14 protein-coding genes are annotated in these 14,103 nt (G+C 47.0%); 11 read left to right on the top strand and 3 right to left on the bottom strand.

The genetic code is table 11. From position 1 onward, the window contains the following. The first annotated feature begins 133 nt into the window (after window positions 1–133). Window positions 134–2,176: an oligopeptidase A gene (gene prlC, locus K5X84_RS11060; RefSeq protein WP_054490197.1), complete on the top strand. Its 2,043-nt coding sequence runs from the start codon at window positions 134–136 to the stop codon at window positions 2,174–2,176. 35 nt (window positions 2,177–2,211) lie between these two features. Here the strand turns inward: prlC and K5X84_RS11055 are convergent, their stop codons facing one another. Both K5X84_RS11055 and K5X84_RS11050 read right to left on the bottom strand, forming a co-directional pair. After that, window positions 2,212–2,433 carry a DUF2970 domain-containing protein gene (locus tag K5X84_RS11055; RefSeq protein WP_054490200.1) on the bottom strand — a complete coding sequence of 74 codons (222 nt, stop codon included), beginning with the start codon at window positions 2,431–2,433 and terminating at the stop codon, window positions 2,212–2,214. Next, window positions 2,433–2,735, bottom strand: coding sequence for a hypothetical protein (locus K5X84_RS11050; RefSeq protein ID WP_054490202.1), 303 nt, complete (start codon window positions 2,733–2,735; stop codon window positions 2,433–2,435). Before K5X84_RS11050 ends, K5X84_RS11055 begins: the two co-directional genes overlap by 1 nt. A gap of 135 nt (window positions 2,736–2,870) precedes the next feature. On the opposite strand from K5X84_RS11050, the gene rpe reads away from it, so the two are divergent. From rpe to K5X84_RS11025, 5 genes are all read left to right on the top strand, one after another. Further along, entirely contained in the window at window positions 2,871–3,545 is a 675-nt protein-coding gene (rpe, locus tag K5X84_RS11045; protein WP_054490204.1) for a ribulose-phosphate 3-epimerase, read from the top strand. Between the two features lie 10 nt (window positions 3,546–3,555). Continuing rightward, window positions 3,556–4,563 carry a tryptophan--tRNA ligase gene (trpS, locus tag K5X84_RS11040; RefSeq protein WP_222235868.1) on the top strand — a complete coding sequence of 336 codons (1,008 nt, stop codon included), beginning with the start codon at window positions 3,556–3,558 and terminating at the stop codon, window positions 4,561–4,563. 8 nt (window positions 4,564–4,571) lie between these two features. After that, the gene (locus K5X84_RS11035) at window positions 4,572–6,620 is read left to right on the top strand and encodes a putative bifunctional diguanylate cyclase/phosphodiesterase (protein WP_222235867.1); all 2,049 of its coding nucleotides are present in this window, start codon (window positions 4,572–4,574) and stop codon (window positions 6,618–6,620) included. Between the two features lies 1 nt (window position 6,621). Beyond that, complete coding sequence (locus tag K5X84_RS11030; protein ID WP_222235866.1) at window positions 6,622–7,203, top strand: anthranilate synthase component II; 582 nt, start codon at window positions 6,622–6,624, stop codon at window positions 7,201–7,203. A 68-nt stretch (window positions 7,204–7,271) separates the two neighbouring features. Next, complete coding sequence (locus tag K5X84_RS11025; RefSeq protein WP_054490212.1) at window positions 7,272–8,438, top strand: HDOD domain-containing protein; 1,167 nt, start codon at window positions 7,272–7,274, stop codon at window positions 8,436–8,438. 4 nt (window positions 8,439–8,442) lie between these two features. Here K5X84_RS11025 and K5X84_RS11020 read toward each other — a convergent pair whose 3' ends face one another. Beyond that, entirely contained in the window at window positions 8,443–9,150 is a 708-nt protein-coding gene (locus tag K5X84_RS11020) for a flagellar brake domain-containing protein (RefSeq protein WP_222235865.1), read from the bottom strand. Between the two features lie 341 nt (window positions 9,151–9,491). On the opposite strand from K5X84_RS11020, the gene K5X84_RS11015 reads away from it, so the two are divergent. The 5 genes from K5X84_RS11015 to K5X84_RS10995 all read left to right on the top strand — a co-directional run bounded on the left by K5X84_RS11015 (window position 9,492) and on the right by K5X84_RS10995 (window position 14,100). Further along, window positions 9,492–10,697 carry an aspartate aminotransferase family protein gene (locus K5X84_RS11015; protein ID WP_222237025.1) on the top strand — a complete coding sequence of 402 codons (1,206 nt, stop codon included), beginning with the start codon at window positions 9,492–9,494 and terminating at the stop codon, window positions 10,695–10,697. Between the two features lie 13 nt (window positions 10,698–10,710). Then, window positions 10,711–11,733: an arginine N-succinyltransferase gene (gene astA / locus K5X84_RS11010; RefSeq protein WP_054490215.1), complete on the top strand. Its 1,023-nt coding sequence runs from the start codon at window positions 10,711–10,713 to the stop codon at window positions 11,731–11,733. Between the two features lie 14 nt (window positions 11,734–11,747). Further along, window positions 11,748–13,217 carry a succinylglutamate-semialdehyde dehydrogenase gene (gene astD, locus K5X84_RS11005; protein ID WP_222235864.1) on the top strand — a complete coding sequence of 490 codons (1,470 nt, stop codon included), beginning with the start codon at window positions 11,748–11,750 and terminating at the stop codon, window positions 13,215–13,217. A 70-nt stretch (window positions 13,218–13,287) separates the two neighbouring features. Next, entirely contained in the window at window positions 13,288–13,638 is a 351-nt protein-coding gene (locus K5X84_RS11000; protein WP_054490257.1) for a DUF3802 family protein, read from the top strand. Window positions 13,639–13,668: 30 nt separating this feature from the next. Continuing rightward, entirely contained in the window at window positions 13,669–14,100 is a 432-nt protein-coding gene (locus K5X84_RS10995) for an OsmC family protein (RefSeq protein ID WP_054490219.1), read from the top strand. The last annotated feature ends 3 nt before the right edge of the window (window positions 14,101–14,103 follow it).

The raw sequence follows: 14,103 nt of genomic DNA, 5'->3' as shown, positions 1-14,103 counted from the left end.
CATTTACCTTTATTCTGATTTATTAACGATTTGATAATACCGTAAAAAACGCAGGAAACCACATAAGCGTGGTTGAAGACTAGCCTAAAGCCCCAATATCCACTGTAAGCATTTTGAAAAAATTGAGGTAACAATGAGCCGTAATCCGTTATTAGAAAAGAGCCAGCTTCCTGACTTTGAGCAAATTAAACCTGAGCACATTCAGCCAGCTTTGAAAGAGTGCATAGAGCATGCCCGGCAGACGATTGATGACGTGCTTGCGAGAGGAGATTTCAGCTGGAACGGCTTAATTGAGCCTTTAACCGACGCTGATGAAAAGTTAGAGCACGTGTGGGCGCCGGTGTCGCATTTAAACTCGGTTGTCAGCACGCCTGAGTTGCGTGAAGCCCATGACAGCTGCCTGCCGTTGCTGTCTGACTATGCAACTTATGTTGGTCAGCACAAAGGCTTGTTTGATGCCTACGAAACGCTGCGTAACAGTGATGAATTTGCCGAACTGACCGAAGCTCAGCAGAAGCTCATTAACGATACCTTACGTGACTTTCGTTTGTCGGGTGTCGATTTACCCGCGGACAAAAAGAAACGCTACGCTGAAATTTCTTCTCGCCTATCTGACTTGTCGTCGACGTTCAGCAACAACTTGCTGGATGCGACTCACGCCTGGACTTGCTTAATTACGGACGAAAGTCGCTTAGCCGGACTGCCTGACAGCATTAAAGAAGCGGCGAAAGAAACAGCGGCCGATCAGGAAAAAGAAGGTTGGTTATTTACCCTGGATATCCCCAGTTACTTGCCAGTGATGCTGTATGCCGAAGACCGGGAGCTTCGCAAGGACATGTATCAGGCATTTGTAACCCGAGCGTCAGAAACTGGGCCTAACGGTGGTAAGTTCGATAACTCGGCAGTGATGGATGAGACCCTGGCTTTGCGCCATGAAATGGCTAAGTTGCTTGGCTTTAATGACTACGCCGAAATGTCGCTAGCAACAAAAATGGCAGAGTCACCAGAGCAGGTATTGGGCTTTGTGAAAGACTTAGCTGACAAGTCGATGTCGCAGGCAAAAGAAGAATACGCTGAGGTGGAAGCCTTTGCCAAAGAGCAGGGCGTTGAGAAAATGGAAGCCTGGGACGTGCCGTATTTCAGTGAGCAACTGAAGCAACAACGCTACTCCATTTCCGATGAGTTACTGCGCCCGTACTTCCCGGAACAACAAGTGTTAAATGGTCTGTTTGAAGTGGTTAAGCGCTTGTTCGGCATGACGGTGAGTGAGCAGAAAGACGTGAAAACCTGGCATGAGAATGTGCGCTTTTTCCGCATTCATGACGCCGATGGTCACTTGCGTGGCAGCTTTTATTTAGACTTGTATGCCCGCCAGGGTAAACGCGGCGGCGCCTGGATGGCGGACTTTGTTGGGCGTCGGGTTCATGCCGACGGTGAGCTACAAAACCCTGTGGCGTTTTTAACCTGTAACTTCAGTAAACCAGTGGGTGGTAAGCCTGCGCTCTTTACTCACGACGAAGTACTGACGTTATTCCACGAGTTTGGCCATGGTCTACACCATATGCTGACACAGGTCGATACGGCAGGGCTTTCTGGTATTAACGGTGTTGAATGGGATGCCGTAGAGCTGCCAAGTCAGTTTTTAGAGAACTGGTGTTGGGAGCCGGAGGCACTGGCGCTTATTTCTGGTCATTATGAAACCGGCGAACCATTACCACAGGAACTGCTGGATAAAATGCTGGCGGCACGTAACTACCAGTCGGCGATGCAAATGATGCGTCAGTTAGAGTTTTCGCTGTTTGATATGCGCATTCACCACGAGTTTGATGAAAGCAAAGGCGCGCATATTAGCGAAATTTTGAGTGAAGTTCGCGAGCAGACCTCTGTACGTATTCCGCCGGAGTACAATCGGTTCCAGCACAGCTTTGGTCATATCTTTGCCGGTGGTTATGCTGCGGGGTACTACAGCTACAAATGGGCGGAAGTATTGTCGTCAGATGCATTCGCACGCTTTGAAGAAGAAGGCATTTTCAGTGCCGCAACCGGGCGCGACTTCCTGCAAGTTATTCTGGAGCGCGGCGGCAGTCGTAAAGCTGCTGACTTATTTCAGGAATTTCGTGGTCGCGAACCCAGCGTCGAGCCGTTGCTAAGACATAGCGGCATTAAAGCTGCGTAAATGAAGTGTCATGCCGTAGCCTGGTGTTATTTACGTCAGGCTACGTTCGCCATCACAATATTAACGAGGCCAACTAAACCAAGTACAAACAAAATGGTAAGAATAACGCCAATGATTATGTAGGCTTTGGGGCTTCCGTGCTGGAAGTCGCGTTGGCGGTTTTTTTCAGTTTGCACACCCAGAAACGCAGCCAGGACACTTACAACCATACTGACAATGCCGAGCTTAGGTGCTTTGTTATCGGAAGAATCTGACATTAATCGGTGTATTCGTTTTGGTAACGTTTTTTGCTGCTATCGCTTGAGCTTGAGATTAACTCAACCAAATCGAAAAAGTGGAACTGTACCGAACGACTGTCACCGGTTAACCAACTAAACCAGGTAACTTGCTCTGCTGCTAATTGGCACTGAGTTGAATTACTGTTTTGTTCGGATTCAGTCATAAGTTGTTGGCATTTTTGGGTAGCATTTTGTTGGGCCATAAGAGACGACGGGCTCACCAAAGCAAATGCGGTAAACGCAGCTAATGCCAGTGAAGTAATCATTGTGAGTAGTCGCATAAAGCCTCTCCAAAATCTAGATTGACCAATTTATCAGCGATTTTGTAAAAATTCTAGTCATCGATGCGAATTTTTTTGTCCGGGGTTAACTGCTACAATAACGCTCTTTTTTAATCAAGGTCGGGAAAACGAACGATGAAACCACTAATTGCGCCATCTATACTGTCGGCAGACTTCGCCCGTTTAGGTGAAGAGGTAGATGCGGTATTAAGTGCAGGTGCCGATGTTGTACATTTTGACGTTATGGATAATCATTATGTCCCTAACCTGACTATCGGGCCTATGGTTTGTAAAGCGCTGAGAGACTACGGTATCAAAGCGCCCATCGACGTACATTTGATGGTGAAGCCTGTTGATCGGATTATTCCTGACTTTGCAGAAGCCGGTGCTTCCATTATTACTTTCCACCCAGAAGCTTCCGATCACGTTGATAGGACTTTGCAGCTCATCCATGAAAGTGGTTGTCAGGCTGGGTTGGTTCTAAACCCTGCGACGCCGCTGCACTACCTTGATCATGTAATGGATAAAGTCGATGTGATTTTGCTGATGTCAGTAAATCCGGGCTTTGGAGGGCAGTCATTTATTCCTTCAACTCTGGATAAGTTGAGAGCTGTGCGTAAACGTATAGAAGAGAGCGGTCGTGATATCCGTCTGGAAGTCGACGGTGGAGTTAAGGTTTCAAATATTGGTGAAATTGCGGAAGCTGGCGCGGATATGTTCGTTGCGGGTTCAGCTATTTTTAATACGGATGATTACGCCAGTGTCATCCAGACAATGCGCGATGAAATCGCTGCGGTAACAGGTTCGTAGAGGAATAAGAATGTCTAAACCAATTGTATTAAGTGGTTGTCAGCCGTCAGGGCAGTTGTCTATTGGTAATTACATTGGCGCACTACGTCAGTGGGTGAATATGCAGGATACTCACGACTGCAAGTTCATGCTGGTTGATCAGCACGCAATTACCGTGCGCCAGGAACCTGAAAAACTGCAGCAGGCAACACTGGATGGCCTGGCTTTGTATTTAGCCTGCGGCCTGGACCCGGAGAAAAGTACCGTTTTCATCCAGTCGCATGTTCCAGAACATACTCAGCTGGCCTGGGTTCTCAATTGCTACACACAAATGGGTGAGCTCAACCGCATGACGCAGTTTAAAGATAAGTCTCAGCGTCACGCTAATAATATTAATGCGGGACTGTTTACCTACCCGGCACTAATGGCGGCAGACATTCTGTTGTATCAGGCAAACGAAGTACCGGTTGGTGATGACCAGAAGCAGCACTTGGAAATGACACGCAATGTGGCCGAGCGCTTTAATAATCTGTACGGCGATATTTTCACCATTCCAGAACCAATGATTCCAAAAGTGGGCGCGCGGGTCATGTCGCTGCAGGAGCCGACTAAGAAAATGTCAAAGTCGGACGACAATCCAAATAACTTTGTTGGCTTACTGGAAGAGCCGAAGAAAATTCTGAAGAAAATAAAGAAAGCCGTTACCGACTCCGATGAACAGGCACGCATTTACTTTAATCCTGAGGAGAAGCCTGGCGTTTCAAATTTACTCAGCATTATGTCCGCAGCTACCGGTAAATCAATTGACGAACTGGTTCCGGAATATGAAGACAAAATGTACGGACATTTAAAAGTCGATGTAGCGGAATCAGTGGTTGCTATGCTTGAGCCTATTCAGCAGCGATATCACGAAATGCGTAATGATCAGGCGTTCTTGCAGCAAGTTATGAAGCAAGGTGCTGATAAAGCACGTGAAGCCTCAGCAAAAACTTTGTCAGATGTTTATAAAGCGGTAGGTTTTGTACCTTACCCTGGGTAATTGTCATTATGGTGAGTGAGTCTCCGGAACAGCGCGAACAAGAATTGTTAACCAGCGTCGAGACCATGGCTAACATTGGTAGCTTTTGGTACGAACCGGCGACGGAACACCTATATTGGAGCCGCCAGTTAAGAGAGATTCACGGTATAACCGACAATGAGCCCATTAATTATGAAAAAGCGATGGCGTTTCATTTACCTGAGTACCGGGAAAACATAAAACAGCTTGTTGCACAGAGTCTGGAGTTCAATAGAAGCTGGTCGGCAGAGAGTTGTCTGGAAGACACCGCTGGTCATATCCACTGGGTGACCATTACCGGAGTGACTAAGCAGTTAGAAAGCGGTGAGACGGTTCTGTTTGGTGCGATTCAGGATGTAACTGAAAAAAAACACCGGCTGCAGCAATTGCAGGAACAGACAAGCGCGCTTCGCAGTACTCTGGATAATTTAATTGACGCCGTTATTACAATTGATAGCAAAGGTATCATTACTAACTTTAGTGCTCCGGCGGAGCGGATGTTTGGATACAGTGAAGCTGAAGTTAAAGGTAATAATGTCAGTATGCTCATGCCTGAGCCCTACGCCAGGGAGCATGATCGTTATATTGAAGCTTATCAGGAGACGGGTCGGGCGCGTATTATCGGCATTGGTCGAGAGGTTCAGGGCAAACGTAAAAATGGTGAAGTATTTCCCATCGATTTAGCCATAACCGAGGTAAGCCGTGCCGGAGAAGCTCAGTATATAGGTGTTATACGAGACATTACCGAGCAAAAAGAGAACGCGCGTAAGCTGGAGTATCTGGCCAACTTTGATGAGCAAACGGGTTTGCCGAATCGCCATCGCTTTCTCGATTTGGTAGAAAAACGCCTGGAGAGTAACCGGGCGATAGTCGTTGCTGCGGTTAATATGGACTATTTTAACCGAGTAAATACTATACATGGGCACGAAGAAGGTGATCGTGTTATTCAGTTAATCGCGCAAAGACTGAGAGAGACTATTGGAGACTCGGGCTGGATAGCAAGAGACCTTGGAGACAGGTTTTGGGTGGGAGTCATGCGTGACTCTACGCAGGCTGGCCTCGAGGTTATCAGGAAACTGCATGACGCTCTGCGTGAGCCCTTTAAAACGAAATTTCAGACACACTATTTAACGGCAAGTATTGGGGTCGGTTTAAGCGGCGGCGATGAGAATGCATCCGAGCTACTGTCTCTGGCTGATACAGCCACCTCTAATGCGCGTCATAACGGGCGTGACCAAATTGCGGTTTACGAAGCGGAAATATCCGAGTCCGTTGTTGCCGACGCGAAAACCGAGGTTGCCTTGCGAGCGGCACTGGGGAAAAGGCAATTTGAATGTTGGCTTCAGTCGAAAGTCGATACCCAGGGCGTTATTCGTGGCGCAGAAGCTTTGATGCGTTGGCGTAATGAGAACGGTGAGCTCGTTTCCCCCGCTCAGTTTATTCCGGTAGCAGAACGCTTACAGCTTATTATTCCAATGGCCAGAGAATTACTGCAGCAGGTAGCCTTTACACTGAACAAATTAAAAACACAGGGGCTGGATGACAATATCGCGGTTAATGTGAGCCCGGTTGAGTTTTTGCAAAGTGACTATGTGGAAACCGTACAGCAGATTTTTGCGGAGTATGATGCACCACTGAACCAGTTGACCATGGAAATTACTGAAAACCTGCTTTTAGCTGATGCCGAGAAAGTGCAGCAAACTATGGCCCGTCTTGCTGAGCTGGGCGTTGTGTTTTCAATTGATGACTTTGGTACCGGCTACTCTAATTTATTGAGGATTCAGCAGTTACCCATTACTGAATTAAAAATAGACAGAGAATTTGTTCAGCTCGCGGAAGTGAATGAAAAGCACATGGGCTTGCTAATGGCAATGTTAAACATGGCTCGTTCTTTGTCGGTTTCCTCGGTAGCTGAGGGGGTAGAAACCGCCGAGCAAGTTAAATTGCTTGGCGAAAATGGTGCTGATTTATTGCAAGGTTTTTACTTTGCAAGACCCGTGCATTATAAAACCTGGCTGGACGAGCGGTTGCCTCAGTAGCATGATCGTACTAATTGATAACTTCGACTCATTTACTCACAACCTGGCTCGCTATTTCCGTGAATTGGGGGAAGATGTTGTTGTTTTTCGTAACAATGAAATAACAGTTCCGGGCATTGAAGAACTCTCTCCGAAAGCTCTTGTGATATCTCCCGGACCTTGCACACCCAACGAGTCCGGCGTGTCTTTGGCCGCTATTCAACACTTTGGAAAGAAGCTTCCGATACTGGGCGTTTGCCTTGGGCACCAGGCATTAGCTCAGGTATTTGGTGCCAAAGTTGTTCGCGCCGAAAAAGTGATGCATGGAAAAACATCGGTTATTCGACACAACGGTAACGGACTGTTCCAACAGTTAGATAACCCTCTTGAAGTTACGCGCTACCATTCCTTGGTAGTTTGCCCCGCCAGTTTGCCAACAGATTTCTTAATTGATGCCGATACAGAGAGCGAGCGGGGAGTGATGGAGATTATGGCAATAAGGCATAAGGACTTACCTTTATTTGGCGTACAGTTCCACCCAGAGTCGGTAATGACAGCTCAGGGCCATAATTTGTTAGCGAATTTTTTACGTTATATACGATAATCAGTAAGTAGCATTTGTGGAATTTATTCAACATAATGCTGCCGCAGTTCAGTTAATATAGAGGTAATATGTTCCACTTTTTTGCGGGTACCACGGAAGGCGGCAGTAATGACCCGGCCCTGCGTTTAGAAAAACGTTTTATCAACTATTTGATAAGTTTTCCGTTTGCGCGCAAAGCTCGTTCAAAGGCTGACGGTACCGACGAGGAAGACAAAGAGCAGTTACGTAAACTGCTGGAAGTGGAGCGTCTGAACTATGAAGAACGTGACCGTAAGGCCCAGGCGCGCCAACGTTATGCTGACCGTATTTCTGACGAACTGCATGAAGAGATCTACCACCGCGCATTGAAAACGATAGATGACGGCGATTACATTCGCGAACGTTTGATACCGCTTCCTGAGAAACTGCCAGAGCTACTGGATACCTTAAGTCTGAAAGCCGCTTCTATGCGTCGCATTGAGTCAGTGGTGCAAGGTATGGACTGGTTTCACACAGGGTTGCTTCGAACGGTCAATCAACCTCCTTTTATCGATCGCAACAAGCAGGTAAAAATTGATAATTTACGTGTTGCCATGAGTTTTGTGGGCACCGAAAACCTGCGACTGTTAGCGCCCGCATACATCATGCAAAACTGGCTGCCTCCGGCTGCACAACCTTTCATGTTGTTCCGTCGTAAAATTTGGGAACACTCTTTGGGGACGGCTATTGCAGCGCATAACATTGCGGTAGAGCGTAAGCTGCGGGATCCGGTACTTGCTTATACTATTGGCATGTTCCATGAGCTTGGGAAGATAGCGTTAACCAAACTGTATCTTCGCTTATTCGACGACGTGCAACGTGAATTTGCGATGCAAAGCGTGAACGATAAATCACCTGAGCGGCATAATACGATTGTAAAACTGACTCCGGATGAGCGCTTTTTACGCGACTTAATGTTAGAGAAGGACAAAGACGTCAGTTACCTGGTGGCTGAAGGCTGGGGGTTGAAACGCGTTCCTGTCAGTAAACACCTGTTAGCTTTCACTCAAAGTCAGACCGCAGAGAATGAATCTGATTACGCGCAAGCTCTGGCGCAGGCAAACGCCTATTGTGAATTCAGAATGTTAAGAGAAGTGGACTTAGCCAGCCTGGAAGAAGGTAAACACCTGTTGAATAAGTACTCGATAACAGCAGACACCATTGCGCGCTTAAATAATGTGAGTTTAAAGCGACCGCCTATTGTTGTGCCGGAGTAAAGCGTTAACACTCAAACTCTGTGTCTATCAACAGATGGTCGAATACATTATTAATATGGGCTTCATCGTCGGTGAAGCGGACTCCAACACTGATCATCCCTCGTTCTTTGCGTTGGTTCATAATTTGGCCTGAAAGGCTCAGTGCTTCTTTATGCGCGCCAGAACCAATGCCCACCTTAATATTCATATGAGTAACATTACCGGCTTCATTGGGCGTGGCTTTAAAAACGATCCTGCATCCGGCGGAAGAGATATCGACAATGACGCCACTGGCGAGCTTTTTCTTAGTGCTTGCCTGGCTATTGTCCGCAGTGACATCAACCGGAATGTGGGTGCGTACTCGCTTTTGCGCTCTTAACGCCCTGTTCTCAACTTGCTCAGGGTATTCTAAGTACAACAACCTGAACGGGAAGTTAGTTACCGCTCTAATTTTCGTTTTAAACGCAATACACTCGCCAGTCTCTCCCTCTAAAACCAATCGGACAATAACCGGGTTACCCTCAAATAAAACATCTGAGTAGCTCCCTTCGGTACGGGGGTTGGGCTGTTTTAATAAAAGGTATTTGCCGGTGTCAAAACCGACCAGCTGGAGTTTTGTGCGTACTTTCGCTGCGGACGCAAACTCTACATCAATCATATCGCCTGGACGTAAGTAAGCCAGCTTTAGCTGTGGTTGAGACGGGGATTCCAGAGTTGGGGTCTGATTGTCCATAGTATTCTCTGTCGCCGAGCATTCATTCAATAAACTTCAGGCTAAGGTAAGTACTAATAAAAAGCAATGCAATTTTGCGTAGGTAAATGTTACAAGGTGTTTAACAAGTTATCTTGAGAAAAAATTATGACTAAAGATTCATTCTTTCTGCATGCATTAGCATAACTATTCGTATCTGATGCAAGAAAAGCGTAAAGCCCCGTTTTAAGCGATTTATAACGGAATTATCACAGACAAAGTGAACAAATTTTGGCATAATAGCGGGCTACTTTGAGAAATGAATTTGTTGACACCTTTGTTAACTCGCTAAGGCGATAAGGACGAGAGTAATGGCAGACAATATGACAGTAAACCGTGAAATGTTTAATGACGTAATGGTTCCCAACTATAACCCTGCATCAATGATCCCGGTAAAGGGCGAAGGCGCCCGGGTATGGGACCAGGACGGTCGTGAATACGTTGACTTTGCAGGCGGTATTGCTGTGAACTGTCTTGGTCATTGCCACCCGGCGATGGTGTCAGCTCTGCAGGAACAGAGCCAGAAGCTTTGGCATTTAAGTAATGTGTTTACGAACGAGCCGGCAATTCGTCTGGCGAAAAAGCTGACCGAGGCAACTTTTGCTGATCGTGTTTACTACGCTAACTCAGGCGCTGAAGCCAACGAAGCGGCATTAAAACTGGCGCGTCGCTGGGCGATTGAAAAGCACGGCGAACATAAACAAAAAATCATTGCTTTCACTAAAGGCTTCCACGGGCGTACTTTCTTTACGGTAACTGTTGGTGGTCAACCAGCATACTCTGATGGTTTTGGACCGAAACCTGGCGGTGTTGATCATGTTGATTACAACAATATTGATGCGCTAAAGGCGCTGATTTCTGATGACACTTGTGCTGTCATGATGGAACCGCTGCAAGGTGAAGGTGGCGTGGTTAGCCCTGACGTGGAGTTTGTGAAAGCGGTACGTGAACTTTGTGACCAGAACAACGCGTTGCTCATTTTTGATGAAGTGCAAACGGGTTTTGGCCGTACCGGTAGCCTTTATGCTTATGAGCAGTTGGGTGTTACACCGGACATTCTGACGTCAGCGAAAGCATTGGGCGGCGGTTTCCCTATTGGCGCTATGCTAACAACAACTGAAATTGCAGAGCATCTTAAACCAGGTACACATGGCAGTACTTACGGCGGAAACCCGCTGGCTTGTGCTGTGTCAGAAGCGGTGTTCGATATTGTTAATACCAAAGAAACTCTGGATGGCGTTAAGCAACGCGAGCAGTGGTTTAAAGAGCAGCTGGCGGCAATTAACGAAAAATATAACGTGTTTAGCGAAATTCGTGGCCAGGGTCTATTGCTTGGTGCGGCAATGAATAAAGAATACGAAGGACGCGCACGCGACTTCCTATTAGCGGGCCAGGAGCATGGCGTAATGGTTTTAATTGCCGGCGCTAATGTCGTGCGCTTTACCCCGTCACTTGTTATTTCTGAAGAAGACGTAAAAGAAGGCCTGCAGCGCTTTGAAAAAGCCGTTGCTCAGGTTGTCGGTCAATAACTGAGGCTGTTTTATGTTGCTAATCAGACCCATTAAGCCGTCAGATTACGAAGCGTTATATCAGTGCGCGATTGAGTCCGGTCATGGTTTTACTTCCTTACCGGTAGACCAGTCGCTGCTGGAGCGTCGTATCAATGCGGCGCAAAAAGCTTTTGCTAAAGACACCGTTGAAACACCCGGTGATGAAAGCTACCTGTTTGTTATGGAAGATACCGAAACTGGTACTATTGCAGGTGTTAGTGGTATCGAAGCTGCGGTGGGTTTGAATGAAGCCTTCTGGCATTACCGTTTGGGTAAAGTTGTGCATCATTCAGAGAAACTCAATATCTATAATGCGCTGGAAACTCTTACTCTGTGTAATGACTACACCGGTGTTTCCGAGCTATGCACGTTGTTTTTGCGAGAACCTTACCGACACAACATGAACGGACGTACATTGTCACGTTTCCGCATGTTGTTTTTGGCGCAATTTAAGCAACGCTTTAGTGACTGGGTAATAGCCGAAATGCGTGGCGTCTCAGATGAAAATGGAGACTCGCCATTTTGGAACTGGTTGGAAGAGAACTTTTTCTCAATGGACTTTCCAAAAGCCGACTACTTAAGCGGAATTGGCGATAAAGTCTTTATTTCTGAGCTGATGCCTCGCTTCCCTATTTATACCAACTTGTTGAGTAAAGAAGCGCAAGCGGTGGTCGGAAAGGTGCACGACAATACGCGCCCGGCTCTTAAACTGTTGGAATCGGAAGGTTTCCGTTTCAGAGGTTTTGTGGACATTTTTGACGCCGGACCAACGGTTGAAGCGGAAGTTTGTAATCTCAACAGTGTGCGTAACAGCCGTTTAGTGCCGGTAGCAGTGCGCGACTCGGTAGCAGAAGGTGAGGGTGTTCCTCATATTGTGTGTAATACGCAGTTGAAGAACTTCCGCGCGACAAAGCTTTCTTTGCCAGAAGGCGCAGAAGAACTCATATTGACGACAGAACAAGCACAGGCAATGCATTTAGAAAGCGGCGATGAAGCCCGCATTGTTGCACTCTAAGCAGGAGTATTTGTATGACGAACAGTATTCAATTTATCGATGGTTGTTGGGAAGCAGGCGAAGGTCAGTTGTTTAAATCAATTGATCCAGCCCGTAATGAAGCTATCTGGAGCGGTGAATCCGCCAGTGAAGCTCAGGTAGAAAAAGCGGTAATGGCTGCTCGCAAAGCCTTTCCTGACTGGGCGGGCCGCAGCGTCGAAGAGCGCTTAGCCATCTGCAAAAAGTTTTCAGCGCTACTTGAAGAAAATAAAGAGCACTTGGCGCAGGTCATGGCAAAAGAAACCGGCAAACCTGTGTGGGAAACCCGTACCGAAGTGGGCGCTATGATGGGCAAAGTCGCGATTTCTGAGCGTGCTTACCATGAGCGCACGGGTACCGTGGAAAACGAAATGCCGGGGGCTAAAGCTTTTATTCGTCATAAACCACACGGTGTGGTTGCCGTCTACGGTCCTTATAACTTTCCGGGACACTTGCCAAACGGGCACATTGTACCAGCACTGATTGCCGGTAACACGGTAGTGTTTAAGCCAAGTGAACTCACACCAATGGTTGCTCAGGAAACCATTAAGTTATGGGAAAAAGCAGGCATTCCAGCCGGCGTTTTAAACCTGGTTCAGGGCGAAGTTGAAACCGGTAAAGCATTATCGGCACACCCTCAAATTGATGGCTTGTACTTCACCGGCTCATCAAACACAGGGCACTTGTTGCACAAACAATTTGGCGGTCGTCCAGACAAAATTCTTGCGTTGGAAATGGGCGGTAATAACCCCTTGCTGGTTACTAACGTTGCTGACATTGATGCGGCGGTTCATAACATCGTGCAGTCGGCTTTTATTACTTCAGGTCAGCGTTGCACATGTGCACGCCGCTTGTTCATTGAAGACTCAGAACAGGGTCGGGCAGTGCTTGAGCGTTTAATTGAAGTGACTGAAAACATTTTGGTCGATGACTACGAAGCAGACCCTCAGCCGTTTATGGGCGCAATGATTTCTGCTAAAGCTGCGGGCGAAATGGTCGATGCACAAAATGAGTTGCTGCATAAAGGCGCTAAGTCATTAGTGCGCATGAAGCTGGCTGACTCAAAGAAAGGTTTTGTAACCCCGGGCATCGTCGATGTTACCGGCGTTGAAAACCTGCCGGATGAAGAGCATTTTGGTCCGTTACTAAAAGTGTATCGCTTTAAAGATATTGATGAAGCCATCAAAGAAGCGAACAACACACGTTACGGCCTATCTGCCGGTGTGCTTTGTGACGATGAACAAACGTATCGTTACTTTTTTAAACATATTCGCGCAGGTATTGTGAATTGGAATAAGCCGATTACTGGTGCCAGCAGTGCAGCACCTTTCGGCGGCATTGGAGCAAGTGGTAACCATCGTGCCAGTGCTTACTATGCGGCCGACTACTGTGCGTATCCGGTTGCGTCAGTGGAAGCTGACAGCATGAGTTTACCTGAGAATTTAGCGCCAGGGCTTAAATTTTAATCACAATCTGTGCTAGTTTATCGGCTGGGCAACGTGAATGGTTGCCTGGCCGCGTGACAAAGAGAAGCAGATGATAGTTGAAACAGACGGATATATTGAGCTCATCCAGTACCTGACAGGTCAGTTACCGGTCTTTACTGAGCAGGGTAATAGCGCAAAAACAGCCGATTACACCTTACGTGACTTAATGGAAGAGCGCTTATCAGAAAGCATGATGGCGGTTTTTGAGCAAAATGAGCTTGATCAGGAAGTGCGTCTGGATATTGTCCGTGAAACCGACGCTATTGTTTACGATTTAGAGGAAGTGTTATCTAAAGTTCTGGATACACACCCAACCCCTCAGCAGGAAGCTTTCATTAATGAGTTTGTCGGCCTGGTGAAAAACCTTTTTGATGAACGCCTGCAAAGTTACCGGCTATAGTTTTTAAGCACTCCAGTAAGGATTCTCCTAATGTCAGCAAATAATATGAGCGCGAAGGTTGCCTGGGTTGATGATATGACCTTTGTGGCTACATCAGGTAGTGGCCATCAGGTGGTCATGGACGGTGACAGCCCGGGGAATGCGCCAAGCCCAATGGAAATGGTGCTGATGTCCGCAGGAAGTTGCGCATCGGTTGATGTTGTCAGCATCCTTAAAAAAGCCAAACAAAACCTACATCGCTGTTACTGCGAGTTATCCGGTAAGCGGGCGGAGTCAGTTCCTAAAGTCTTTACCGAAATTCATTTGGAATTTGTTGTGGTGGGTGAAGACATTAACGAAAAGCATGTTGAGCGTGCAGTAAAACTTTCAGCCGACAAGTACTGTTCTGTTGCTAAAATGCTGGAAGCTTCCGTTAAAATGACACACAGCTATCGCATTGAATCTCCTCAAAAAGACGACTGACCT

It is taken from the genome of Idiomarina abyssalis, assembly GCF_019797805.1.
In the GTDB taxonomy this organism is placed as follows: Bacteria; Pseudomonadota; Gammaproteobacteria; order Enterobacterales; family Alteromonadaceae; genus Idiomarina; species Idiomarina abyssalis.
Note: the sequence above shows the minus strand (reverse complement) of the source record. Positions and strands in the feature narration are given on the sequence as shown.